The 25167-nt window shown below is 38.7% G+C and carries 22 protein-coding genes; 20 read left to right on the top strand and 2 right to left on the bottom strand.

Translation table 11 applies throughout. The features are described 5' to 3' along the window. Nucleotides 1–163 precede the first annotated feature (163 nt). The 15 genes from AC5590_RS09385 (at nt 164) to AC5590_RS09315 (ending at nt 18133) form a co-directional block, all read left to right on the top strand. Entirely contained in the window at nt 164–1984 is a 1821-nt protein-coding gene (locus AC5590_RS09385) for an ABC transporter ATP-binding protein (RefSeq protein ID WP_169263700.1), read from the top strand. Between the two features lie 485 nt (nt 1985–2469). Then, complete coding sequence (locus tag AC5590_RS09380) at nt 2470–2913, top strand: cupin domain-containing protein (protein ID WP_169263699.1); 444 nt, start codon at nt 2470–2472, stop codon at nt 2911–2913. Next, nucleotides 2910–4025, top strand: coding sequence for a DegT/DnrJ/EryC1/StrS family aminotransferase (locus AC5590_RS09375; RefSeq protein WP_169263698.1), 1116 nt, complete (start codon nt 2910–2912; stop codon nt 4023–4025). The genes AC5590_RS09380 and AC5590_RS09375 overlap by 4 nt, the downstream gene beginning before the upstream one ends. Further along, on the top strand, nt 4022–4846 hold the full coding sequence (locus AC5590_RS09370) for a methyltransferase, TIGR04325 family (protein WP_169263697.1): 825 nt from the start codon (nt 4022–4024) through the stop codon (nt 4844–4846). Before AC5590_RS09375 ends, AC5590_RS09370 begins: the two co-directional genes overlap by 4 nt. 5 nt (nt 4847–4851) lie before the next feature. Continuing rightward, on the top strand, nt 4852–5619 hold the full coding sequence (locus AC5590_RS09365; RefSeq protein ID WP_169263696.1) for a class I SAM-dependent DNA methyltransferase: 768 nt from the start codon (nt 4852–4854) through the stop codon (nt 5617–5619). A gap of 14 nt (nt 5620–5633) precedes the next feature. Continuing rightward, nucleotides 5634–6860 carry a glycosyltransferase family protein gene (locus tag AC5590_RS09360; protein ID WP_169263695.1) on the top strand — a complete coding sequence of 409 codons (1227 nt, stop codon included), beginning with the start codon at nt 5634–5636 and terminating at the stop codon, nt 6858–6860. 232 nt (nt 6861–7092) lie between these two features. Next, on the top strand, nt 7093–8007 hold the full coding sequence (locus AC5590_RS09355) for a glycosyltransferase family 2 protein (protein ID WP_169263694.1): 915 nt from the start codon (nt 7093–7095) through the stop codon (nt 8005–8007). A gap of 225 nt (nt 8008–8232) precedes the next feature. Further along, nucleotides 8233–9513 carry an O-antigen ligase family protein gene (locus AC5590_RS09350; RefSeq protein WP_169263693.1) on the top strand — a complete coding sequence of 427 codons (1281 nt, stop codon included), beginning with the start codon at nt 8233–8235 and terminating at the stop codon, nt 9511–9513. A 112-nt stretch (nt 9514–9625) separates the two neighbouring features. Continuing rightward, the gene (locus AC5590_RS09345) at nt 9626–10885 is read left to right on the top strand and encodes a glycosyltransferase family 4 protein (protein WP_169263692.1); all 1260 of its coding nucleotides are present in this window, start codon (nt 9626–9628) and stop codon (nt 10883–10885) included. Nucleotides 10886–10990: 105 nt separating this feature from the next. Then, the gene (locus AC5590_RS09340) at nt 10991–11806 is read left to right on the top strand and encodes a glycosyltransferase family 2 protein (protein ID WP_169263691.1); all 816 of its coding nucleotides are present in this window, start codon (nt 10991–10993) and stop codon (nt 11804–11806) included. Nucleotides 11807–11826: 20 nt separating this feature from the next. Beyond that, nucleotides 11827–12999: a glycosyltransferase gene (locus AC5590_RS09335; protein WP_169263690.1), complete on the top strand. Its 1173-nt coding sequence runs from the start codon at nt 11827–11829 to the stop codon at nt 12997–12999. Between the two features lie 159 nt (nt 13000–13158). Beyond that, nucleotides 13159–13968: a WecB/TagA/CpsF family glycosyltransferase gene (locus AC5590_RS09330; protein ID WP_169263689.1), complete on the top strand. Its 810-nt coding sequence runs from the start codon at nt 13159–13161 to the stop codon at nt 13966–13968. Between the two features lie 278 nt (nt 13969–14246). Next, the gene (locus AC5590_RS09325; protein ID WP_169263688.1) at nt 14247–15392 is read left to right on the top strand and encodes a glycosyltransferase family 4 protein; all 1146 of its coding nucleotides are present in this window, start codon (nt 14247–14249) and stop codon (nt 15390–15392) included. 12 nt (nt 15393–15404) lie between these two features. Then, nucleotides 15405–16571, top strand: a complete 1167-nt coding sequence (locus tag AC5590_RS09320; protein WP_169263687.1) for an endo-1,4-beta-xylanase — start codon at nt 15405–15407, stop codon at nt 16569–16571. 134 nt (nt 16572–16705) lie between these two features. Further along, nucleotides 16706–18133, top strand: a complete 1428-nt coding sequence (locus tag AC5590_RS09315) for an exopolysaccharide biosynthesis polyprenyl glycosylphosphotransferase (protein ID WP_169263686.1) — start codon at nt 16706–16708, stop codon at nt 18131–18133. Between the two features lie 264 nt (nt 18134–18397). Here the strand turns inward: AC5590_RS09315 and AC5590_RS09310 are convergent, their stop codons facing one another. After that, entirely contained in the window at nt 18398–19750 is a 1353-nt protein-coding gene (locus AC5590_RS09310; RefSeq protein ID WP_169263685.1) for a hypothetical protein, read from the bottom strand. Between the two features lie 605 nt (nt 19751–20355). Between AC5590_RS09310 and fmt the strand changes: the two genes are divergently transcribed. Continuing rightward, nucleotides 20356–21423, top strand: a complete 1068-nt coding sequence (gene fmt, locus AC5590_RS09305; RefSeq protein ID WP_169263684.1) for a methionyl-tRNA formyltransferase — start codon at nt 20356–20358, stop codon at nt 21421–21423. Here fmt and AC5590_RS09300 read toward each other — a convergent pair. Further along, nucleotides 21408–21761 (bottom strand): DUF6464 family protein, encoded by a 354-nt coding sequence (locus AC5590_RS09300; protein WP_169263683.1) that lies wholly within the window; start codon nt 21759–21761, stop codon nt 21408–21410. The genes fmt and AC5590_RS09300 overlap by 16 nt on opposite strands. A gap of 207 nt (nt 21762–21968) precedes the next feature. Between AC5590_RS09300 and AC5590_RS09295 the strand changes: the two genes are divergently transcribed. The 4 genes from AC5590_RS09295 to AC5590_RS09280 all read left to right on the top strand — a co-directional run bounded on the left by AC5590_RS09295 (nt 21969) and on the right by AC5590_RS09280 (nt 25153). Continuing rightward, nucleotides 21969–22373 carry an Npun_F0494 family protein gene (locus AC5590_RS09295; protein ID WP_169263682.1) on the top strand — a complete coding sequence of 135 codons (405 nt, stop codon included), beginning with the start codon at nt 21969–21971 and terminating at the stop codon, nt 22371–22373. A gap of 66 nt (nt 22374–22439) precedes the next feature. Further along, the gene (gene cobQ, locus AC5590_RS09290; RefSeq protein WP_169263681.1) at nt 22440–23918 is read left to right on the top strand and encodes a cobyric acid synthase CobQ; all 1479 of its coding nucleotides are present in this window, start codon (nt 22440–22442) and stop codon (nt 23916–23918) included. A gap of 11 nt (nt 23919–23929) precedes the next feature. Next, entirely contained in the window at nt 23930–24169 is a 240-nt protein-coding gene (locus AC5590_RS09285) for a 2Fe-2S iron-sulfur cluster-binding protein (RefSeq protein ID WP_169263680.1), read from the top strand. A 507-nt stretch (nt 24170–24676) separates the two neighbouring features. Continuing rightward, entirely contained in the window at nt 24677–25153 is a 477-nt protein-coding gene (locus tag AC5590_RS09280) for a roadblock/LC7 domain-containing protein (RefSeq protein WP_169263679.1), read from the top strand. Nucleotides 25154–25167: the final 14 nt, after the last annotated feature.

Genomic DNA, 25167 nt, shown 5'->3' with positions numbered 1-25167 from the left:
AATACTACTAACTGACTAATCATCCTTGTTTAGCTAGCTTTTCATTGAACCTTTTGGATCAAGCTGTGACATATCAAAAGCCGCTTGTCATTTTTAGATAGTTCATTTGGCAAAAAACGAAAGCAAAATATTACATTTTAAGACAATTCATTAACCAAGTAAGATGAAAACATATCTTTCAAAGTTTTTATACGTCATATCGGCGAAGAAAAGAACAATTTTTGTTTTATTATGTTTGTTTTTATTAACTTCAGTCTTGGATGCTTTAGGTATTGGATTAGTAGGACCGTTCATGAGTTTAGCCACACACCCAGATTTAGTTTTTAAAAGCTCCTGGTTACATTGGGGCTACGTGAATTCAGGTTTAAAATCTACTAGTCAATATATTGCTTTATTAGGATTGGGAATTATTTTTGTTTTTGCCATTAAATCATTATTATACTTCCAAGTTCAAAGATACATTTTTAACTTCAGTCTAACTCAGCAGGGATTACTTAGACTCAGGTTACTGCATGGTTATTTAACAGTTAATTATACTTATCACTTAAGTAAAAATAGTGCCTCATTAATTCAAAATATTATTCACGAAACTTTTCTTTTCTGTTATTCTGTAACGCTTCCTCTTCTGAGTACTGCTGCAAACTCTGTTGTTGTATTTGCTTTAATAATTCTGTTACTTAAAACAGATGTTTCGGCAACAGCCAGCATTTTGTTAATGCTCACATTGGCATTTGCTTTTTATAATAGATTTAAAGACAAGATGGCTTATTGGGGTAAAGAAGGAAGTGAATCAGATACTGAAATGATTCGGATTATAAATCATAGTGTAGGAGGATTAAAAGAAACAAGAGTTATAGGTTGCGAATCGTACTTTGAGAGTCAGATGAACATACAAGCTCAAAGACACGCATTGACAGGTAGTTTATTTCAAGTTTTTCAAAACTTACCACGTATTGCAATTGAGGCACTTCTAGTTACATTTATAGTATGTTTCATATCTATATCTTTAGTCTTCAATCAAAATCCACAAAACCTAATTTCAATTTTAAGTATTTTCGCTGTTGCCTCTATTCGGTTAATTCCAGCAGCTAGTCAATTAATGTCTGCACTAGGTACATTAAGAAATTCAAGTTATTCACTTAATAAATTGTATTTTGACTTACAAGAATTAGAAAATAGTAAATTAAAGAGTATCAATTACATCGATGTTTTGTATAAATCCGAACCAGAAGAATTTATTAGAAAATCAAATAATTTAAAGAAACTAAATTTTATAGATAAAATAAGTATAAAGCAACTTAATTATTGTTATCCTAACGTATCAAAACAAGCTTTAAATAATTTAGACTTAACTATTGACAAGGGTGAATCGATTGCTTTAATTGGTAAATCTGGAGCAGGAAAAACGACTTTGGTAGATGTTATTTTAGGTTTATTGATACCTAATGATGGAGACATTAAAGTTGATGGAGTATCGATTTATAATGACAATTTACGCTATTGGCAAAATATGATTGGCTATATTCCTCAATCAATTTTTCTAATGGACGACACGATTGAAAGGAATATTGCTTTTGGTGTCCCAGATAATCAAATTGATTCACAACAATTGCAAAGGGCAATTAAAACTGCTCAACTTGAAGAATTGATTTTGCAACTCCCTGATGGAATGAAAACTTCTGTTGGAGAACGTGGGGTGCGGTTGTCTGGTGGTCAGCGTCAACGGATAGGAATTGCTCGAGCGCTTTACCACCAAAGAGAGATTTTAATTTTAGATGAAGCTACATCAGCATTAGATAATGAAACAGAAAACCTAATTTCTGAGGCAATCCGGTCATTGAGTCGTACAAAAACCTTAATCCTTATTGCTCATAGACTTTCCACTGTAGAACATTGCGATCGCATCTATGTACTTGAACATGGAAGGATAGTCAAGTCAGGAAGTTATCGAGAGGTGGTCTTGGGACAAACGATCTCATCTTGAATGTTTCTTTAAATAATCTTTAAATAATAAATACTAAAAATTCAATGAAATCACATTCTGGCTATGTGCTTCTGATTCCATTCTGTATGAGTAAAGACTTTAACCAAATTTTATAGAAATGTTTACCTGAATTTAATCTAAGTACTTATTTGGAATATGCTACAAACTAAAAAACTGCAATTAATTCTCAAGACTAACTACTTGATAGAGAGTATTAATGCTTTAGACTACTGCTTATCAAAAGCCAGAACTCCTAGCTCGACTTTATTTCAATCGAACAATCTAAGGCATGTTTGTGAAAAAGATTATAGCTAATATGTCATAAATTCTGTTGAGAGCAAAAAACTTAATTCCACTGATGATAAATAAGGGTTTGAGCATATGCTTTTGCAATTTTTGAACAATGCGTAAAGATCGACATTAAGCTGTCTTTTTAGATAACGGTAGTGGTATTATCAATTACCGATACTCAACTTTAATGAATCATGATGGAACAAATCATCTACCACGATCAGTTACTTGCTGTGATTATTTCCAATAAATTTGACAAACCAGGGATTCACTTCTTCACACCCAACGAACTTTCCCAGCAATTAGCATATATGCGTCATCCAAAGGGAAAAATTATTCAGCCTCACGTCCATAATCCCGTACCTCGTGAAGTGCTTTATACTCAAGAGGTTCTCTTTATTAAAAGAGGTAAGTTGCGTGTTGACTTTTACAACGATCAACAGAAGTATCTAGAAAGCCGTATCCTAGAAGGCGGTGATGTTATTCTTCTAGTCACAGGCGGGCATGGTTTTGAGGTGCTTGAAGAAATTGAGATGATTGAGGTTAAACAAGGTCCCTATTTGGGAGACCGGGATAAAACCCGGTTTGTGGGCATTTCAGCACAGGAAGCTAAGATACTGGAGTTGAGTAAGCCATGAAGCCAATTCCAGTCAACGAACCACTGCTAAACGGAAACGAAAATAAATACTTATTTGAGTGTATTGAAACTGGTTGGATTTCTTCTGAAGGACCGTTTGTTAAACAATTTGAAGAACAATTTGCTGCCAGTGTGGGATGCAAATATGGAATAGCTGTCTGCAATGGTTCTGTTGCTCTTGATGCAGCAGTTGCAGCATTAGGAATTGGCTCTGGAGATGAAGTGATTCTCCCCACATTCACGATTATTTCTTGTGCGGCTGCGATTGTCCGTGCTGGTGCTGTACCGGTAGTTGTAGATTGTGATCCGCACACCTGTAATATGGATGTTAACCAGATTGAGGACAAAATTACAGCCAGGACAAAAGCCATTATGGTTGTTCATATCTATGGGCTACCTGTAGATATGGATCAAGTGTCGGACTTAGCCGACAAGTATGGGCTGCATATTATAGAAGATGCTGCCGAAATGCACGGTCAAACTTATAAAGGACGCCCTTGTGGTAGCTTAGGCACTATCAGTACCTTCAGTTTTTACCCTAACAAGCACATAACCACAGGCGAGGGGGGAATGCTGCTGACTAATGATGAGAAGTTGGCAGAACGTTGCCGTTCTTTACGCAATTTGTGCTTTCAACCTCAAAAACGCTTTGTGCATGAAGAGTTGGGTTGGAATATGCGAATGACTAACTTACAAGCAGCGATTGGAGTTGCTCAGTTAGAGCGTTTGGATGAGTTTGTAGCACGTAAGCGACGGATGGGACAAATTTACACAGAGTTACTGGCGAATATCCCTGACGTACAGTTACCGTTGCCGCGCGCTACATATGCAACAAATATATACTGGGTGTACGGTCTAGTTTTAAAAGACAATGTAGCGTTTGACGCTCAAGAAGCGATGCAGTATCTTGCTGCGCACAAGATTGGTACTCGTCCTTTCTTTTGGTGTATGCATGAACAACCTGTGTTCAGAAAGATGGGATTGTTTGAAGAAGAATCTTGCCCAGTGGCAGAAAACATCGCTCGTCGAGGTTTCTATATTCCTAGCGGAGTCGCACTTACAGATGAACAAATGACACAGGTCGCACTGGCAGTTAAGGATATTTTGAAATGAAGAAGATTATCAAGCAGATTCCATTTGCTAAACCGATTTACCGATTCTTTCAAGAAAAGCAGTATAAGCATCGGTTTGCTAGAGATTGCTACGGCTGTTTTTCTGGCGTCTTTCAGACATTTGAAGAAGCCATAGAATCAGCACCTCAGACAAAAAGTATTGGGTATGATAGTGCAGAACTTGCTCAAGAATACCAGCAAATGCTAGAGGATAATAACTGGGAGAATAGTGGTGGTGTTATTGCTTCCTATGATTATCCAATAATTTTCTGGTTAACTTCGATTTTTCATCATAATCAAGGCAAAACAATTTTTGATTTTGGTGGCAATGTTGGTATTCATTTTTATTCTTACGCAAAGTACATAGAGTATCCAAAAGATTTAACATGGATGGTTTGTGATGTACCGGCAATAGTAAATCATGGTATAACTCTAGCAAAGAAACGTTCTGTTGAAAATTTAGAGTTCACAGTTGATTTGAAAGATGTTAAGGGTAAAGAAATTTTTATTTCTTCTGGTGCAATTCAATATGTAGAGAACTTGGCAAGCTCGCTTTCTCTGTATCACAAGCCTAAGCATTTGTTACTCAATCGTTTACCGTTATACAATGGTAATCAGTATGTAACTTTACAAAATGGAGGTAAGGTCTTCTACCCACAATACGTGTTTAATCAAATAGAATTTATAGAGCAATTTAGTAAAATAGGCTATGAATTAGTTGATATTTGGGAAGATAGAAATGACTCTTGTATCATCATTCCATATGATCCAGAGAAGTCAGTTCCCTTTTATCACGGATTGTACTTCAAACTAAAGGCTTGATTATTATGAGTATTTTTAACAACTATGCCCGTTACTATGATATTCTCTACCGAGACAAGGATTATGTTGGAGAAACGAAGTTTATTCAACAGTTAATTCAAACTCATGCACCAAATGCACAGAATATTCTAGAGTTAGGCTGTGGTACTGGAAATCATGCAGTTCTCCTAGCAAAGGAAGGGTACCAAATTCATGGGGTGGATTTGAGTCAAGAAATGTTACAAAAAGCTGACAGCCGCCTCTCCCAACTTCATCCAGAATTAGCTTCTCAACTGAAATTTACTCATGGAGATATTCGTCACCTCAGGCTGAATCAGACATTTGATGTCATCCTCTCTCTTTTTCATGTCATCAGCTACCAAATTACGAATGAGGATTTACTGGCAGCTTTTACTACTGTAAAGGAACATTTAAAGCCAGGCGGAATTTTTGTTTTTGATATATGGTATGGACCTGCAGTGTTAACTGAACGTCCTAGAGTTAGAGTCAAACGTCTAGAAGATGAGGAAATACTAGTTACCAGAATTGCAGAACCAGTAGTGCATGCAAATGAAAATTTAGTAGATGTCAATTACCAAGTCTTTATTAAGGACAAAAACAGCAATTCGGTTAATGAGCTTCAAGAAACTCACCGAATGCGTTATCTGTTTAAGCCAGAAATCGAATTGGTGTCGCAGAAATTTCAGATGACAATACTCGAATATCAGGAGTGGATGACCAATCGAGAACCAGGGTTTGACACTTGGGGCGTTTACTTTGTCATTCGTGGATAAGAGGAATATAAACCATGAATAGATCGTGCTGCATATTTTTTTATGAAGGACATATAAGTATTGCTCCAACTATCATTAGCTTAGTTAACTCTCTTAGCGAGCAAGGGTACCGTGTCTTTCTCTATTCTACCAAACATAACTTATCAACGTTCAAAATACCCAATGAACGGACAGTCGCTGTTTATTTTCCAAAGGGATATGACATACCTGCAATCAATAGAATTTATACATTTCTTGGCATTATTAAACTAGGAATGTTAGTAAGAGTAATAGAGTTATTTTTATTTCTATTACAATCTGCTTTTTATACATTCAAAAACTATGACTTTATCTTACCCAAGAACAGTATTATTATTGGTGTTGATGCAAATGGTTCAATTGCATCTTTGCTAAATTTCTATTTTTTCAAGCGAAAGTTTGCATATCTTTCTTTAGAAATTTATCCTCCAAAGTACTTTGGAAAGCTAGCTAGAATTATCAAGTGGTTGGAATGCTTGGCATATCGAAAAGCTGAGTGTGTTATTATTCAAGACGAGGACAGATTTAAAAGTCTTGGAGAGTTTAATAACTATCATCATAGTAAGGTCTTTTACCTGCCTAATTCGACTATGTCTTGTGATGATGTCAATCAAAATTTCACTGATAGTAATTACTTGAGAAATATCTTGAAATTGAGTGATAAAGATTTTCCATACATCATAATTCAAGCTGGGATGATATGTGATGAAGTTTTTTCTCAAGAATTAGCTTCTGCTTTTAGGTTTATCAACAATGGAAGTGCATTAGTTCTCCACGAAAAAGAAAAAAGGGATGTAAAAGAACCCTACATAAAGTCATTGAGAGAAACAAACTCTCATAACCTTTTTCTATCGTTACAACCCCTGCCTTTTGAAAGGCTCAATGAAGTATTTGATTCTGCAACTATTGGATTGGCATTTTATAAAAATATAAATCACAATTTTGGTCAAATTGCTAAAGCCTCAGGAAAGTTGTCTTTTTATTTAAAATATGGAAAACCTGTACTAGTCAATAATTTGGAATCTCTATCTACTCTGGTTGAAAAATACAAAATTGGCGTTGTTATCCAAAATCCTTCTGATCCTGTTGAGATTCAATTAGCTATCGAACGGATATTAAACAATTACAGTTTTTTCTCTAACAATGCTAGATTTTGTTTTGCAGAAGAATTTGACTTCGCTAAGAAAGCTAAGCCTTTTATGTCTTATATAACTAGTTGGTAATTATTAAGTAGGTCAACATTGAAAAACGTAAGATAGAGTTTTGGCGATTACTGAGTCCCAAGGGGACAGCCTGCGCGAACGCTCTTAGCGTGCGCTTTGCGCTTCACTCCGTTACGCTCGTAATGACATTTTACGTTTAATTAAGTTGACCTACTTAAGATATTTGATTGTGAAGACTATAGCTTTATTTAATAACTGTCGAAATAATCATCATATTTAAGAAAAATTCTCTATGCAAACTCCAGTAGCATTTATCATCTTCAAAAGACCTCATACAACTGAAAAAGTATTTGAAGCAATTCGCCAAGCTAAACCACCAAAACTTTTTGTGATCGCAGACGCAGCCCGTCCCGAACGTCCTGGTGAGGCAGAAAAGTGCGAAGCCACTCGTGCAATTATAGAGCGAGTTGATTGGAATTGCGAAGTCATCAAAAACTACTCTGATACCAACTTGGGCTGTGGCAAACGTGTATCCAGTGGTATTAATTGGGTTTTTAGCAATGTTGAAGAGGCAATTATTTTAGAGGACGATTGCGTACATCATCCTACATTTTTCCCATTTTGTGAAGAATTACTTGATAAATATAGATATGATTCCCGAGTCGCTTCAATTTCCGGGTCAAATTATCAGTTTGGGCATAGACGAACGAATGATAGTTACTACTTTTCTATTTATAACCACTGCTGGGGTTGGGCAAGCTGGAGACGTGCTTGGCAGCACTTTGATATTGATATGAAGCTTTGGCCACAGATTCAAGCGGAAGGTTATCTGAACGATATTTTAAGAGACTATAAGGCAGTCAAATATTGGAGTAATCTTTTTCAGTCTGTTTTTGAAAACCCTTCAGATGGAATTTGGGATTTTCAATGGACATTTGCCTGCTGGATACAGAGTAGTCTAGGTATTATTCCCAAGACAAATTTAATTTCTAATATTGGCTTTGGTCTAGAATCGACTCATTTCACTTCTAAAAAAGTAAGCCCTTACATCAATATGCCTATAGAGGCAATGCAATTTCCTCTGAAGCATCCACCCTTCATGGTTAGCAATGTAAACGCAGATAATTTCACACAAAAAACGCTGTTTAAGCAAACTTTACTCCAAGTTATTAAACAGAGGATTAAAAAAATCATAAAAGCCAACTAACCTTTGGGATAAAAGTGTAAAAAGTGTTTTATACAGCGGTTTTATGTAAGGTGGGCAATGCCGATCCTATGATTTGTAGTCTATTAATATGAGAATGGCTGTAAAGATAGATTTTTTGGAAGTAAAAATGAATTCGTTCAAGGTAAAAAAAATATATATAAATACTTGATATCAACTGGATTAATATTAACTAAAATGCTTAAAAATGTATTATGTTTATAAAAAATGAAAATTAAAATATTTTACATTCCTACATTTTTAGCAGTGAGTGATCTGATCTTATCGCTTCCTCAACTTAATTTAGGTGTTATTGGAGCAACAAGACTAGTTTTTCTTCCACTTTTAGTCCTTATTTTAATTGAGCAATTAAGAAAAGTTGACGAGAAGAGAATAAGATTCGCAGTTAGTATGGGCTGGCCATTGCTACTACTTCCTATACTTTTTTTGTTCCAAATCGTAGCAATTCCTCCAGCAGCTGTACCAACTCATCTTTCTGGTTGTACAAAGTATATTTTCTGGTCTCTGCTGTATCTATCTACAGTATTAAGCTTAAACAGTCAAACAACCCATTTAATTAGAAAAATTTTGTTCATTACATTACTATTAGTCTTTCTAGCAACTATTGTTCAGTATCCAATAGTGATTCAGCGTTCATCTCAGAGTTTATCTAGTATCATTGCCTCCTATGGTACTCAGGAAAAGGACATTTTCGGTCTATTTGCTTCTGCGAACGAAGATGCTAATAGCTTAATTACTTTATTTCCGCTTGCCTTGTTTTATATTAAACAAAAATCAGGTCTAAAAGGGCTAATATTAAAGGTTGCCTTATTACTTTATCTTCCTCCGCTTTTGTTTATAAATGGAACAAGAACGGCGCTATTTATCACTTTTCCAATTCTTTTATTTTTGTTTCATTTTACTTTTTCTATCAAAAACTTTACGAGACTTGCTCCATTTCTTATTATTTTTATTTTGATATACAATTTGTATGTTGTTAGCTTTGCTGAATCTTCTTTTTCTAAGGAGTCTGAGGGTGAAGGAACTTGGGGATTTCGTGTAGAGAGAGTATGGACTCCTACTAGTAATTACACATATGAAAATTCACCTCTTTTTGGTTTTGGCTCCCGTGGTTGGGAATATGTTTGTCGTATCAATGGAATTGTTAGAGGTGCTGGTGAAGAGAACGCATTTGAAGTTATTCCCTCACATAATGTATATGTTTGGACTTATGTGTCGTGGGGAATAGTTGGATTTTCTATATACTTAGGATTTCTCCTTACTCTCTTGAAAGAATCTTTTCAGTTATCAATCTTTCAAGACCAGGAAATTTCACTTTTTGGGAAAACATTATTTTGTTGTGTTATCGGATATTGTATTTGGGCCTTTATTTCTAATGCTTACATTGAAGCAGGATGGGATATTTTGTTTATAATTGGAATCTTAATTAGTAGCTTAAAAATGACAGCTTTACTCAGTAAATACAAAAATTCTATCCCTACTAATTAAAAAAATCCATTTTTTCGATCCTTTTTAAATATTTTTGAAAAAGTAAAATGCTTTAAATTTGTCTACAAAGGTAAAAAATAGGGATTATTTAGATCAAAGAGGAAATTGATATATGAAAGTTTTACAGATGAGTACTTACGATAGTGGAGGAGCTGGTCGGGCTGTATATCGACTTCATCAAGGTTTACACAGTATAGGCATCAATTCCCAACTTTTAGTACAAGCCAAAAATACTGATGATAAAACAGTTATTGCTCAACACACTAAGTTAGAAAAGGGAATTGCCAAGCTTAGACCATCTTTAAGTAGACTGCTGCTAAATTTTTATCCCCAGCGAGAACTGACTGACTATTATTTATCTTGGCTTCCAGATAGAGTCCGTCCTCAAGTTAAACAACTCAATCCTGATATCCTAAATCTGCACTGGATTAGTAATGGTTATTTAGAGGTTGAAACCATTGCAAAGCTAAATAAGCCTATAGTCTGGACTCTTCATGATATGTGGGCATTTACGGGAGGCTGTCATTATAGCCAGAACTGCGATCGCTACATGAACTCTTGTGGCGCTTGTCCCCAACTTAATAGTCAAAAACAAAGAGATTTATCTCGCTGGCAATGGCAACGTAAAGCTAGAGCTTGGCAAGAAGCTGATATTACACTTGTCTCTCCTAGCTCATGGCTTGCTAAATGTGCTCAAGCCAGTTCTATTTTCCGAAATACACGAGTAGAAGTCATTCCTAATGGTCTTGATACTAACAAATACAAGCCAGTCAATAAACATATAGCAAGGGAGTTACTCAATCTACCGCAAGATAAGCAACTTATTGTTTTTGGAGCAGTTAATGCAACACAGCATAAGAGAAAAGGATTTACTTTATTACAAGCAGCACTGCAAGATTTAAGTAAATCTGTTTGGCAAGACAGATTAGAACTAGTTATATTTGGGTCTTCACAATCTGATAATCAGATTGACCTAGGCTTTCGCACTCATTACACAGGGAAATTAGCAGATGATGTTTCATTGTCTTTAGTTTATTCGGCAGCAGATGTTTTCATCGCACCTTCAATTGAGGATAACTTGCCGAACACTGTAATGGAAGCTATTGCTTGTGGTACCCCCTGTATTGCTTTTCATATTGGTGGTATGCCTGATATGATTGAGCACCAGAAAAATGGTTATTTAGCTCAACCTTACAAGATAGAAGATTTGAGCTACGGAATTACTTGGGTTTTAGAAAACACAGAGCGATATCAAAAACTTTGTCATCATGCTCGTGAGAAAGCAGAACAAGAATTTACTATGCAAATCCAAGCTCAACGGTATCTATCGATGTACACAGAACTCTTAAGTAGAGCAAACCAAAAAAGATAAGTGTCTTGGTAGTGAAAACTACAAATAAATTTATTTGTAGTTTTTATTTTCAAAACATCGTTTTCATCAACCCTCCATTAAGCTATTTGATCAGGAGTCATCAAAATGTATCCCAAAATATCAATAATTACCCCCTCTTTTAATCAAGGTAATTATATAAATTTTGCCATCCAAAGCGTAAAAGAACAAAATTATCCCAACTTTGAACATATCATTTTAGATAATTGTTCAACAGATAAAACTATTGAACATCTCAAAAAATATGATCATCTGATTTGGAAATCTGAGCGTGATAAGGGTCAAAGTGACGCTCTTAACAAAGGCTTTAGTATGGCGACAGGTGACATAGTCGGTTGGCTCAATGCAGACGACAAATATCTTCCTGGATGCTTTCAAAAGATAGCAAACTGCTTCGCAGAAGCTCCGCAAAGTGATATTGCTTATGGAGACTATCGTTGGATAAATGAAAAGGGAGATGTTTTTCAATCCCGAAGAGAAATCGATTTTGACTATTTCATACTGAAATATCTTCATGTTTTATATATACCCAGTACTTCTACATTCTTTAAACGAAGGATATTTGATGAAGGAAACTTTTTAGATGATTCTTTTCAATATGCGATGGATTACGAATTTTTTCTGAGATTAGCTTTAAAAAGATATAAATTCATTCACGTTCATTCTTATCTAGCAGATTTTAGATGGCACACAGAAAACAAATCTGTAGTTGCATTACAGAAACAAATTAATGAACAAGAGATGGCTTTACTTCGTCATGATGAATTATTGCAAAAAGTACCCTCATCTGCACGAGCGTATTTACGACAAATGTTGAAATTAATGGCACGTGGAAAGCGTTACCTTCTCAAAGGAATGAAAGGTTATTACTTTAATCAATGGCAACATCAAGCTGTTGATTAAAATACAGGAGTGAGACAATCGTGCGCATCTTAATTTTACATAATCGCTATCAAATTGGTGGTGGCGAAGATGTCACCATGCAAACAGAAAAAGCCCTTTTAGAGGCAAATGGTCACACTATAGCTTTACTGGAAGTCAATAATGACAATATTACGAGTTCTTTAGAAAAATTTAAGGCAGCTGTCAGTGCCATTTATTCCCTCTCATCAAAACAGTTAGTACTTGCAGAAATTGCCAGGTTTCAACCTGATGTTGTGCATATACATAACTTTTTCCCACTGTTGTCGCCTTCGGTTCACTATGCCTGTCAGGAGGTAGGTATACCAGTCGTACAAACGCTGCATAACTATCGTTTATTTTGCCTCAATTCCTATTTCTTTCGAGAGGGCAAGGTGTGTGAAGACTGCCTTGGAAAATCTTTTCCTTGGCCTGGTATTTATCACGGTTGTTATCGGGATAGTAAAACAGCGGCAAGTGTCGTTGCAACGATGCAATTTGTACATCGATTTCTACAAACCTGGGAAAACAATGTAGACCAATACATCACCATTACAGAGTTTGCCCGCAATAAATTTATTCAAGCAAACTTGCCTCCATCAAAGCTTACTGTCAAACCAAATTTTATCTATCCTGACCCTGGTGAAGGTCATGGAAAAGGTAAATATGCGCTCTTTGTCGGTCGCCTGTCGCCTGAAAAAGGAATAAAAACACTTATAAAAGCTTGGGAAAAACTTGACACACAAATTCCTTTGAAGATTGTGGGGGATGGCCCGTTAGCCGATCAAGTAAAACAAGCAGCTAATAAACTTTCCCAAGTGGAATACCTTGGACGTAGATCGACACAAGAAGTGCATTCTTTGATGGGTGAAGCCATGTTTTTAGTCTTTCCATCAGAATGGTATGAAACCTTTGGTCTTGTAGCTATCGAGGCTTTTGCTAAAGGTACTCCTGTGCTCGCTGCAAATATCGGTGCAATAGCAGAGGTTGTAGATCCTGGCAGAACTGGGTTTTACTTCCGTCCTGGTGATGCGGATGATTTAATAGCCAAGGTGGAGTCGATTTTAGCGAATCCAGGAAAGCTCACTCATATGCGGCGAGAAGCTAGAGCTGAGTTTGAAGCGAAGTACACGGCACAAAGAAATTACCAGATGTTGATGGATATTTATAACCAAGTTGTCAACCGTAAGAGGTGAGTTAATGATGACCTAGCAAACGTGATCAAACTTATCTTGAAATTAAATATGCGTGTTGCAATTATAGCGGGTTCAGGCAGATTCATCTGTTCTGAACCCGTACCTTTTTTAGCAACTTCAGTATGCGTAATGTGCGTCTTGACACGGAGATAATACTACATGAAGCTCACAAATCGTCAACGGAATCTTCTTAAGCACCGCTATATAGTGGGCATGCGAGTGGACATTACCAGTTACGAAGACGCTACACAGCGGATTTTGGACTGGGCCCAAGCGAGAAAAAGTTGCTACATCTGTGTCGCTAACGTCCACATGACTATGGAAGTTTACGACAATCCTGCATTTGCGAGTGTAGTTAACAGTGCTGCCCTAGTAACACCCGATGGTATGCCCTTAGTTTGGGCTTTGACTGCGCTTGGTGTCAAAAATGCCTCCCGAGTCTACGGCCCTACCCTGACGCTGTACGTATGCGAAGCTGCAGCAAAAGCTGGTATACCAATTGGGCTTTATGGTGGAACATCAGAAAGCTTAGGTGCATTTGTAAAATTTTTGCATCAGCGTTTTCCAGACCTTCAAATTGCCTGTAAAATTTCCCCACCTTTTCGCCCGTTAACACCCGAAGAAGATGATGCCTACACCCAGCAAATTGTAGAGTCAGGCGCACGAATTTTATTTGTGGGCATTGGTTGTCCTAGACAAGAATTGTGGATGGCAGCTCACAAAAACCGGATTCCTGCCGTCACCCTTGGTGTCGGTGCCGCCTTCGATTTTCATTCAGGCCGTGTTAAGCAAGCCCCTAGCTGGATGCAGAAAAGGGGTATGGAGTGGCTCTTTAGGCTGATCATGGAACCAAAACGTTTATGGAAACGTTACTTTAAGCACAATCCACGATTTTTGCTGTTTTTTGTGATGCAATGGCTAGCAAGCAAGTTCGGCTGGAGACTGTTTGAAACAAATTCCCTAGATTAACTCTTCATGATAGTCATTATGCAGCGTCATTACAAAACGACGATCTGATATAGGAATCCGGTTTTATTTGGTGAGACCAGTGCTTGATGAGGGTTTCCCGACAGAGGCGACTGCGAACCCGATAGCCGTAAGGCGTGGCGTTAGCCATAGGGCAAACCCGAAGGGTGAATTGACAAAGTAGAGACGCTTAACGCTTAAGAAGCAAAAAAAGTGTACCTAGCTTCGTTAAAAATCAAATACGAGTCCAATAGCACACTTATTATAAACACACAAAAGCAATGAAACTAGCTTATGTAACCAGGCATGATGCTACCAATATTAAAGCGTGGTCGGGGACTGTTTACCATATGGTGCAGACGCTACGCCAACAAGACGCTAAGGTTGATTACATCTGTTGTTTAAAACAGAAAAATGTTTTATTATTTCAAGGAAAGCAACTTGCATACCGTGCCTTCCCTAAAAAGAGATACTTACGAGATAGAGAACCGTTCATTTTGAAGCATTATGCAAAGCAGGTTGCTAGCAAGTTATCTCAGCTTAATTGTGACATTGTATTCAGCGAAGGAACCATTCCCATCTCCTATCTTGATTGCAATCAACCAATTGCCTTTTGGACCGATGCCACCTTCGCAGGCATGGTTGATTTTTATCCGCAATTCAGTAATTTGTGCCAAGAAACTATTCAAAGCGGTCACGCTGCAGAAAGATCTGCTCTCGAACGATGTCAATTAGCAATCTATTCATCAGAATGGGCTGCTAAAACAGCGATTGATAACTATCAAATTGACCCAGCAAAGGTAAAAATTGTCCCCTTCGGTGCCAACATAGAATCAGAGCAAACTCTTGATGATATTAAAGCACTTATAGATTCAAGACCCTCAAATCAATGTAATCTAGTCTTCTTAGGTGTTGATTGGTATAGAAAGGGTGGCGATGTTGCTCTTGAAGTGGCCAGACAATTAAATCAGTCAGGTTTAAGTACAGAGTTGTCAGTTGTAGGCTGTCTACCTATTGTTGATCAACAGCTACCCAGTTATGTTAAAGTATTTGATTTTATTAGCAAATCTACTGTGGAGGGTAGAAAGCAGCTTGATTCACTCTTATCTACTGCACATTTCCTTATTGTGCCTTCTAAAGCAGAGTGCTTTGGAGTAGTGTTTTGTGAAGCAAACTCATTTGGTGTTCCTTGTCTTGCAACGAATGTTGGTGGAATTGGAACAATTATCAAAGATAATGTGAACGGTAAAACCTTTTCTAAAGAAGCCAGTATTAAAGAATATTGTGACTACATTTCTAATTTATTTGTTGAGTACTCAAGGTACAAACAACTAGCATTATCCTCATTTCATGAATATCAGTCTCGTCTTAACTGGTCAGTGGCTGGTAAAAGTGTGAAAATGTTGTTAGCAGAGTTAATGTACTAACAATTAATCAAAATGCGATTTTTGATCAAACGGCGTGAACTTCTACTAGGATTAGGAACTTTAACAAGCACGGTTCCTTTTGCTTGTGCCAATAGATTCAAGAACTACAATCAAGTTAAAGCTCCATATAGCCCAAAGAGACGTTTTTCTGTGGTCGGTAATACTTCTTTACGCAAACGGGCTGCTCTTAAAGGATTAATCTATGGAGCATTTCCGTCTTTTGGTTACGAAAATTTATCCAAAAATAAGCAGTTACAGTCTGCTTTCATTCGGGAGTGCGGTCTTCTAGTAGGGGGGTTTTATTGGGGTGTAACTCGACCTAGTATCAATCATTTTAACTTTCATGATACTGATTCTTTTGCCCAATTTGCGTCTGAACATGGGATGCTTTTCCGGGGACATCCTTTAGTTTGGCATCAAGTCATTCCTGATTGGTTAACTAGTAAATTTCAAGACCAAAAAACGACTTCTAAAGAAATTGAGAACATTCTAACAAACCATGTTTCAACAATTGTTAAACGGTATGCTGGACGAATTCACTCATGGGATGTGGTAAACGAGGCAATTGAGCCGAAACACGGACGACCTGATAATTTACAAAACACACCTTGGCTAAAGTTTTTGGGTCCAGATTATATCGACATTGCCTTTCGCACTGCTAGAGATGCTGATCCCAAGGCGCTGTTGGTATATAACGATGCTTTATTGGATCATGATATACCCGAGCATGAAGCAAGAAGAATCGCTACACTGAAATTGCTAGAAACTTTGAAGTCTAAAGGTACACCTGTTCAAGCCTTAGGCATACAAGCTCACTTGTTTGCAGATAAACCATTCAATCCAAAAAAACTGAGAGCTTTTCTACGTGATGTTGCCAGTCTTGGTCTAAAAATTCTGATTACTGAGCTAGATGTAGCAGATAATGACTTGCCTAAAGATATAGATGTCCGCGATCGCATGGTTGCAAGTGTCTACGAAGACTATCTTTCTGTTGTTCTAAATGAACCAGCTGTCATTGCTGTCATAAGTTGGGGATTTACTGATAGCGACACCTGGCTTTCGAGGTTTCCTCGCTCAGACAGAGCGCCATTACGACCTTTACCTTTCGATTTTAATCTCAAACCTAAATTGGCATGGAATGCTATGGCAAGAGCGTTTGACAAAGCTCCAAAGCGTTAATTTCAATTCTCGATCAGATTTATTAAGAATCACTCTTGCCTTTAACGGTAAGAGCCTATGGTTGCATACACCAAATGTATTCGACTCGAATAACAATCGCCATAACGGCACAAATATAAGGAGGGATACGAATTGTGGCTTCCAGAAGTGAATCAAAAGTAAATTTAAAACCCGATATACGTTCACCCAAAGGTACAAGGATACAGAGAGGATTAGCTATCCGACTTTTGCGGGTCTTAATACTTATCTTTTTGGATGTTATTTCCCTAATCATTGCATGGAAGTTTTCCGTATCTTTTGGGACTAAATTAGTATTTCATTGGACACACAATATATCTCAACTACCGCTAGTTTTAACTATTGAAATAGGAATTATTGCAGCTCAAGGACTTTATAAAGGAGGCATTGATCGTCGTAACTATTATAATCTGATTAAAGCAGTATCTTTGTCACAAATGTTCCTCTTGCTGATTGATGTTTTCTACGAATCCGGGAGTTATTTTTCTCGAACCTTTTTTATAATCTTGTGGTTTTTATCTGTTGCCTTCATTTGTATCGGGCGTTATCTCTTTGATATTACCACTACACTTCTTCGCAAGAAAAAAGCTATTTGTTATCCCGTTTTTCTGATTTCAGATAAACAAGAACAAGAGAGTCATATTAAGTTAATACAACAAGAACAGTGCTATATTGTACAGGGTACTTCTAACTCTAAGTGTCTCGACAGACTTAACAGAGAACAAACCTTTGAATATCTTCGCAATCAAGGAATAGTAGAGGTTTTTGTTTCTTGGAATGCCATTAAAAATCGTTTGTTTATTTGCTGGCATTTTTACACAGCTGGTATTACCCTGAGAATACTCCCTACACAAACCACTGCTTTCCATCCTAAATCCGTATTATGGGTCATAGGTGGAGTCCCTTGTATGAGTATTCCAGCACCCATTATTGCAGGCAGTGATTTTTGGGTGAAGCGGTCTTTTGACCTTTGTTGTTCCATTATTTTGTTACTAATACTCTCACCTGTTTTTGCGTTAATTGCTCTGCTGATTAAGCTCGATTCTCCAGGACCAATCTTGTTCAGGCAGGATCGAATTGGTCTACATTGTAAGAAGTTTCAAATTTGTAAGTTCCGCACAATGGTAACCGATGCGGAAAAGATGCAAAAAGCCTTAGAAACAAACAATGAAATCAAAGATGGTGTCCTGTTTAAGATGAAGGATGATCCTCGGATCACAAAAGTTGGTAAATTTCTGCGCCGTTATAGTCTAGATGAATTGCCCCAACTTTTAAATGTTTTACTTGGACAAATGAGTTTGGTCGGTCCGCGTCCTCTTCCTCTAAGAGATGTAGATAAATTCCAAACAGGACATTTTATCCGTCAAGAAGTGTTGCCCGGTATTACTGGATGGTGGCAGGTTTCTGGACGTTCCAATATTGATAACTTTGAAGACGCGGTGAAATTAGATCTCTCTTACATTGAAAATTGGTCAATCTGGCTAGATGTGAAAATTTTGTTCAAAACTGTTCTAGTTGTTCTGAACAAGACAGGTGCCTATTAAATAGGCAAACAAAATGCAGAAGTTTTATCCACCGGCTTCTTGACTTTTCTATCATTTTTGAAGATTGAGCCTAGAAAAGTAGAGATTTTCTATTTTAGATTTCTGCTCTTTTTCAGGCTCAGATTCCAATTTGTAAAAACTAGTTAAGCGACTGAAGTGATTGAATTATTACTCTTGAACGCGAATATTTTCACTCAGTCGCTAAATTAAAGGTTTGATTTTTTCTGTGTTAGTCTTAGTTATGGGCAACTGGACAAATATGATCTACCTGTAGGCGACTTGTGGACCAGCCCAGACGTCTGTTATCCTTTGACCATAGATAACTGGCTGCTCTGTAGTTGTAGCAGATGTAGTTTTGCCATCGTAAGCAACTGTCACCAAGGACCATTGTTCTTCACCTAATTCGCCGGCACGAAATACCACTTGGTCAGGGTGAGTTTTACTCCAACCTAACAACACAGCGATATCGTGTTTATATTGTTCTTGTGAAGGAGTGACACTCTCAGAACGATTTTGTTCCCGATCCCATATGACTGCATAATCTGTGACATCAGAAGTGTTCATCGCTCCTTCAAGCTTGCGTGCTAAAAAGCGATCGCCTTTCTGTGACCAGCTAACAGGAACCAATACCGCAATAGTTCCTTGTGAATCACTTGCTGAGGAAACCTGAACCTTTAATAGGGGATCATTAATCGGAGCAGTTGAGCTAACCACTCGCAAGTTCTTAGTTTGCCTATCTTCTACAAACAGAACACTATTCACGCGGCTATTGTACATTTGTGGTCGGACTTCCAGTTGTACACGGCTGTACATAGCATATCTACCATCTGCAGAAATAACAGGCATACTGCGGTAGTAACGCACTCCAGAAGCACCTCTAGAACTAATAGCATCTTGAGTCGCCTGTATCCAAGCCCAAGGAATAGGATGGGGACTTCCTATAGGATCTTGCTGTGCGGCTTGAGCTTGTTGTCGTGATTGTTCTACAACAGGCACTGCTGTTGACTTTTGTTGTCCTTTTTTGAAAGGATCAATTTTAACTGTTTCCAATGTTTTAGCAGCAGGCACTTCCCCAGATGCAGAGACATTGTTCGTTGCCAACGCTATAACTTTAGAGGCTTTCAATCGTTGCACTAAATTTTGTTGACTAGCTGCCATCTCGTTTGATGCCGACTCAGATTCTTGTGGTAGTGGCGCTAGCTCAACTGGTGCCAATGAATCATTATCCACCGGCATCTGAACTGACTCAGAACTATCTTTAACAGTTAAAGCATCAATTTTATTTGTTTGTTCATCTATTTGTGTTTGCGGTTGGGAAACCGCACTTACAGACTTTGGTATAGAGTCAGATTTTTCTGTCAGGGAGTTGATTGGCGCTGCTTTTGGTACTGAAATGAAATTAGCTTGATCAACCGCAGCCGTTGCCTTTAACTGGGAGTGAACTGCTACAGAGTCTGGCTGTGTTGTTACAGAAGGTACTTTAGCGCCTTGTATTTGTTGTGCCGAAGTCATGTCCTCTGATGCTGCCGTCAAGGGCGCGATCAGCATCACAAAAACGAGGTACTTAACGAATGGTTGCGCACGGAACCATCCAGACAGCATAAGATGTTTAAGCATTTGTTGACTTCCTAGAGGGCGGTTGCTGTGTGAGGAGGAGACAGGAATGCAGCAATAGAGCAAGCTATCATTAATATGTATAACAAGGAACTAGCAGTTTTAACGATATAGTTTACTCAAATTTCGCATACTTTTACAAAACTGAGTCATTAGTAGTACCCGTTCTGCGTACAGGATTTTTCGGAACGGTAGTAAACCAAAAAATTGGAAACCATCACTCAGGCGGTTCTTAAGAGGTTTAACAAAACCAACAAATTAGGACGACTGATAAACCCGCTCCGTAAATCGCTTGTACAACATCTTAGAGAATTCCCCAATACTTTTGGGATAGGGATACACAAATGTTAATTGACCCATTAAAGCATAAAGGCTGATCGCAAAAATGATCGAAGATCAAAAAAATACAACGCTTGAGGAATTATCTTAACAGCTCTAGGAAAAAACAGGAGATCAAGTCAGTTCGAGTACGATATAACGCAGTGGCTCAATCATGAACGGCAGGTGAGGCGCTTGTGCTTTAACGTCGGCACAGCCGCAAAGGCGCACATGTCCTGTAGCCTGACTGAACCCACTTTCGAGCACTGCCTCCTAATAACTGATGACTGATGAAAATCGTATTCTTTGGCACTCCTAGTTTTGCTGTACCAACTCTGGAAAAACTACTGAATCATCCAGAATTTGATGTCTTGGCAGTTGTAACACAGCCTGATAAACGTCGGGGACGTGGAAATCAACTGATACCCTCCCCAGTAAAAGCTGTCGCCACCTCTGCTAATGTCCCTGTATGGCAACCTCCGCGGGTGAAAAAAGACATTGAAACTTTAACGAAACTCAAAAACTCAGACGCTGATGTGTTTGTCGTCGTTGCTTATGGGCAAATTCTCTCTCAAGAAATTTTAGATATGCCTAAATTGGGTTGTGTTAATGTGCATGGCTCAATTTTACCCAAGTATCGAGGTGCTGCTCCGATTCAGTGGTGTTTGTATAACGGCGAGACTCAAACCGGTATCACCACAATGTTAATGGATGCAGGAATGGATACTGGTGCAATGCTTCTCAAAGCGACAACACCGATAGAACTGCTAAATAATGCTCATGATTTGGCAGAAAAACTTGCAGTTATGGGTGCAGATTTGTTGGTAGAGACTTTGTGCAAGCTGGAACTTCAGGAAATTCAGCCAATTGCTCAAGATAATTCTCAAGCGACTTATGCGCCTTTGATTAAAAAAGAGGATTATCAATTAGATTGGTCAAAGAGTGCTATACAATTACACAATCAAACCAGAGGGTTTTATCCAGACTGTACCACTATCTTCCGCAACCAACCATTGAAAATTACTGCCACTGCTCCCCTTGATGATGCTGATGGTTATGAACTACCAGCAGAACTCCAAGACTTAAACCATCAATTACCTAATTTGTCAACTGCTTCGGGTAGTCCAGGGGAAGTTGTAAGCATCATCAAGGGGATGGGAGCAATTGTCCAAACTGGAGAAGGCTTATTGCTCTTGCGAGAAATTCAAAGTGCTGGCAAACGTCCTCAGTCAGGATGGGATTTTGTTAATGGTTCGCGTTTAGCAGTCACAGAGGTATTTGGGAATGCTGAGTCACGAGTGATGAGTGATTGTTTCTCAACTTCCTTTACTTTACTCAGCACTTACGCACTCTCGTAGTAGCGGCATGTTTCACATGGTCCATCTGGGTTAACCGCACAGCGCATGATTTCTGAACAAGCATTGTAGCGGCAGGTGGCATCGCCGATCACCCAGCGTCCTGCTACAAGACTTTTTTCACTTGGTCGTATAGCGGACTGTACGTATAAAGCAATTTTTTGCAAACGATAGCGCCCTGCCCTGAGTTGATAACGGTGGCGGCGCTCTAAAACTGCGTATGTTTTGCCTTCAAAGTCAACATAGTTCCCAGGTTGTGGGGCCCAATCAAGTTTCATACTTCCAAGGGACTGACGTGAATGCGTCAGAATCACCTCAGTTGGTAGAGAATCTGGTTCCATAAGCTTTGTGTAATGTGATTTACATTAATAGGATGTTAACGCACCTGCCTGTGTTGACTTGCATAGTGTATGCTATTGTTAACTATTTGCTAATATTTTTTGATGCACCCACAGCTTCGAGGTGTGAGATTCATCCATACAAGCCCATGGGCTTATTAAAAATTCAACTCCCCTCTTTCTTAGCTAAAAAGTATTCAAATTTACAACATGCCTCGTATTGATTCTCAAAACCAGAAAACCTTTACCTATTCTCGCAGTACCCTAGAACGAGCCGAACGGGCCTTAGTGTGTTCTCCCTTCAATCCTTGCTTGTTTGAAACAATGCGCTCCCGTCGAGTAGCATTAAGTGAAATAACTGCTAGTACTGGTGTGCAAAATGGCTACACTAAACATTCTCTTTCCGAGTTAGTAGCAGATAATGCACTTGTGTGGCTGATTCAAGTGGGTGTTCTGCGGCGCGAAGTAGATGGTCAAGGAATTACAGATAGTTTCCGCCTCACTCCTGTTGGTCGTCAGATAGTAGAACAATTTCAAACAAAATCTTGGCGGACTTCTACATGGAGTGACAACCTATACAATGCCGTTCTTCGTTGGTTTAGGTTACCCTTTTAGAATTAAGAGTATATAGCGGTTCTCATTTATATACCGAATTCAGCAGGGATCTCCTGGAGGTTTGAAATGAAAGCAATTATGATAGTGGGAACAACATCCCACGCCGGGAAATCACTGTTAACGGCAGCTATTTGTCGTATACTATCGCGCCGTGGCTGGCGAGTGGCTCCCTTCAAAGGTCAAAATATGGCTTTAAATGCTTATGTGACCGCTAATGGTGGAGAAATTGGCTACGCCCAGGCGGTACAAGCTTGGGCTGCGGGAGTTGTCCCTTGGATAGAAATGAATCCTATTTTACTCAAACCACAAGGAGATATGACTTCTCAAGTCATTATCAAGGGAAAACCTATGGCTAGAGTTAGCGCTGTAGAGTACTACGAACAATATTTTGAACTAGGGTGGCGGGCAATTGAAGAATCTCTACAGCATCTGAGTACAGAATTTGATTTGTTGGTTTGTGAAGGTGCTGGTAGTCCTGCGGAGATTAACATCAAGCACCGAGACTTAACCAATATGCGGGTAGCAAAATACCTGAATGCATCAACTCTACTAGTTGTTGATATTGACAGAGGAGGTGCTTTCGCCCATGTTGTGGGAACCTTGGAGTTACTCGAACCAGAAGAACGCGCTTTAATTCGCGGTATTGTGATTAATAAATTCCGTGGACAGCGATCGCTCCTAGAACCAGGAATAAAATGGTTGGAAGAACGCACTGGTATTCCTGTTATCGGTGTTATCCCTTACTTAGAAGAGTTATATCCTGCGGAAGATTCCCTCGATCTTTTGGAACAAAGAGTACAAAAATTTCAAGCTGAACTCAATATTAGTGTCATCCGCTTACCGAGAATTTCTAACTTTACTGACTTTGATCCACTAGAATCAGAACCTAGTGTTGGGGTAAAATATATTAGTCCCAAGCAAGAATTGGGACATCCTGATGCACTGATTATTCCTGGCACAAAAACAACAATTCCTGACTTGATATCGCTGCAAAAAAGCGGTATGGCAGAAGCAATTCAACATTATGCCGCAGCAGGTGGCACAGTTTTAGGCATCTGTGGCGGCTACCAAATATTAGGTCAAATGATAGCCGATCCAGAGGGACTTGAAGGACAAGCAGGTAGATATCAAGGACTAGGGTTATTACCGATAAAAACTGTGATCACAGGACAGAAAGTCGCTCGTCAACGCCAAGTTAACTCGCATTTTCCACAAATGGGCTTACCCGTAATCGGGTTTGAAATTCATCAAGGGCGATCACGTATAGAAATTCCTCCCACAGAAACCGAAAATTACCATACTTTATTCGATGATGCTAATTTAGGTTTGGTGGATAATTGCTTATCGGTCTGGGGTACTTATCTCCACGGTATCTTCGACAATGGTCCTTGGAGACGTGCTTGGTTAAATCGTCTACGTCAACAGCGGGGTTTAAAATCTTTGCCAACAGGAGTTGCCAATTACCGGGAACAAAGAGAGCATATTTTAGACTCTATCGCTGCTGAAGTTGAACGCCATTTGGACTTAACACCGTATTTACCTTGAGGGTAGTTTTCATGACTGTTCGCGTCCGCTTCCTACCAGATGATGTTACAATTGATGCTGAAGTGGGAGAACCTCTGCTCGATGTAGCAGACCGAGCAGGCGTGTTTATTCCCACTGGGTGTCTGATGGGGTCATGTCACGCTTGCAGTGTGGAAGTTGAGGATGGACATACCATTCGTGCTTGCATTACAGCAGTACCGCCAAGACGCGAAGAGTTGACGATAAATTTGTTTAGTGATCCAACTTGGTAATTGAAATAATAGCTATGAGTTAGGAGTTATGAGTTTTGAAGTGATCACTCCTAATTCATATCCTATTCTCACTAGTGATCTGCCGCTATGCTCCAGCTAAGCGATCGCATTCGTTCACTTCTATTTCGTATCGGAACAATCCCCGACAGAGTAGTTAATCAAATAGTGGCTAAAAGCAGGATACGTAGAAGCCGAGATATTCCACAGTACCGAACAATGTACTCCTCAAGGCGGTATTATAATAAGTCCGCTTCTGGCGAATATAGCCTAGCACCTCAAGGTAAGTAAGCAGTGTAAAGACTTTGCTGTAAAAAAGGCAAGGTGCGTAGTCCACTCTAACGACTTGGTAGCCTATAAAGAGCAATCTTTGGAATCTCCGGCTATACCTGGTACTCCAGGTTAGCGCGGGGAGGATGTCAAGAAGCTATGACGATCAATGTCCTAAAATTTGCTAGGTTATCATCAAAAAAGTGATATCCTCTAGCATAATCAGACATATAGCGAGCTATGAATATAGATGAGATTAAGGCAATTTTAAAAAAATTTGCTAGTAACACGATGGGCTTTCAGGGTACAGCACTTGTGAATTCTGAGGGTAAGCCGATCACAACAATTGGGATGGATGATGATTCCGCATTGATTATGGCGGGAACGATGATTTATTTGGCTCACCGCACCCGTAAGGAAGTCCAATGGGAGGGGATTGAGCAGATTTCGGTTAAAGGTACAGACGGTTATATGATTTTAACCACCTGTAGCCCTGATATTTTATTACTAGTCATAGCCAGTAAGATTCCAGAAGGGATGCTACTTGTAGATATCAATCGCACTGTGGATAAGTTGAACGCTGTACTTAAAGATGAGGAGTCCCAGAGCACAGACTCCAATCAGACAAAATTGCAAGAATCTGTATCAAAAATTGCAAAAAGATATGGTAGATTTTCCAATCCTCTAATGTATAGAGGAAGTAAGATACCTGAGTAAGGACTAAAGATTTG

It is taken from the genome of Brasilonema octagenarum UFV-OR1, assembly GCF_963888615.1.
In the GTDB taxonomy this organism is placed as follows: domain Bacteria; phylum Cyanobacteriota; class Cyanobacteriia; order Cyanobacteriales; family Nostocaceae; genus Brasilonema; species Brasilonema sennae.
The sequence above is the reverse complement of the archived record's forward strand: the minus strand, read 5'-3'. Positions and strand labels throughout refer to the sequence as shown.

Coding starts and splice junctions, on each gene's coding strand:
- AC5590_RS09310 (WP_169263685.1), bottom strand. CDS start 19,750: ATGCTTAAACATCTTATGCTGTCTGGATGGTTCCGTGCGCAACCATTC.
- AC5590_RS09295 (WP_169263682.1), top strand. CDS start 21,969: ATGCCTCGTATTGATTCTCAAAACCAGAAAACCTTTACCTATTCTCGC.
- AC5590_RS09280 (WP_169263679.1), top strand. CDS start 24,677: ATGAATATAGATGAGATTAAGGCAATTTTAAAAAAATTTGCTAGTAAC.
- AC5590_RS09325 (WP_169263688.1), top strand. CDS start 14,247: ATGAAACTAGCTTATGTAACCAGGCATGATGCTACCAATATTAAAGCG.
- AC5590_RS09300 (WP_169263683.1), bottom strand. CDS start 21,761: ATGGAACCAGATTCTCTACCAACTGAGGTGATTCTGACGCATTCACGT.
- AC5590_RS09370 (WP_169263697.1), top strand. CDS start 4,022: ATGAAGAAGATTATCAAGCAGATTCCATTTGCTAAACCGATTTACCGA.
- AC5590_RS09380 (WP_169263699.1), top strand. CDS start 2,470: ATGATGGAACAAATCATCTACCACGATCAGTTACTTGCTGTGATTATT.
- AC5590_RS09375 (WP_169263698.1), top strand. CDS start 2,910: ATGAAGCCAATTCCAGTCAACGAACCACTGCTAAACGGAAACGAAAAT.
- cobQ (WP_169263681.1), top strand. CDS start 22,440: ATGAAAGCAATTATGATAGTGGGAACAACATCCCACGCCGGGAAATCA.
- fmt (WP_169263684.1), top strand. CDS start 20,356: ATGAAAATCGTATTCTTTGGCACTCCTAGTTTTGCTGTACCAACTCTG.
- AC5590_RS09345 (WP_169263692.1), top strand. CDS start 9,626: ATGAAAGTTTTACAGATGAGTACTTACGATAGTGGAGGAGCTGGTCGG.
- AC5590_RS09360 (WP_169263695.1), top strand. CDS start 5,634: ATGAATAGATCGTGCTGCATATTTTTTTATGAAGGACATATAAGTATT.
- AC5590_RS09285 (WP_169263680.1), top strand. CDS start 23,930: ATGACTGTTCGCGTCCGCTTCCTACCAGATGATGTTACAATTGATGCT.
- AC5590_RS09350 (WP_169263693.1), top strand. CDS start 8,233: ATGAAAATTAAAATATTTTACATTCCTACATTTTTAGCAGTGAGTGAT.
- AC5590_RS09340 (WP_169263691.1), top strand. CDS start 10,991: ATGTATCCCAAAATATCAATAATTACCCCCTCTTTTAATCAAGGTAAT.
- AC5590_RS09355 (WP_169263694.1), top strand. CDS start 7,093: ATGCAAACTCCAGTAGCATTTATCATCTTCAAAAGACCTCATACAACT.
- AC5590_RS09320 (WP_169263687.1), top strand. CDS start 15,405: ATGCGATTTTTGATCAAACGGCGTGAACTTCTACTAGGATTAGGAACT.
- AC5590_RS09330 (WP_169263689.1), top strand. CDS start 13,159: ATGAAGCTCACAAATCGTCAACGGAATCTTCTTAAGCACCGCTATATA.
- AC5590_RS09365 (WP_169263696.1), top strand. CDS start 4,852: ATGAGTATTTTTAACAACTATGCCCGTTACTATGATATTCTCTACCGA.
- AC5590_RS09385 (WP_169263700.1), top strand. CDS start 164: ATGAAAACATATCTTTCAAAGTTTTTATACGTCATATCGGCGAAGAAA.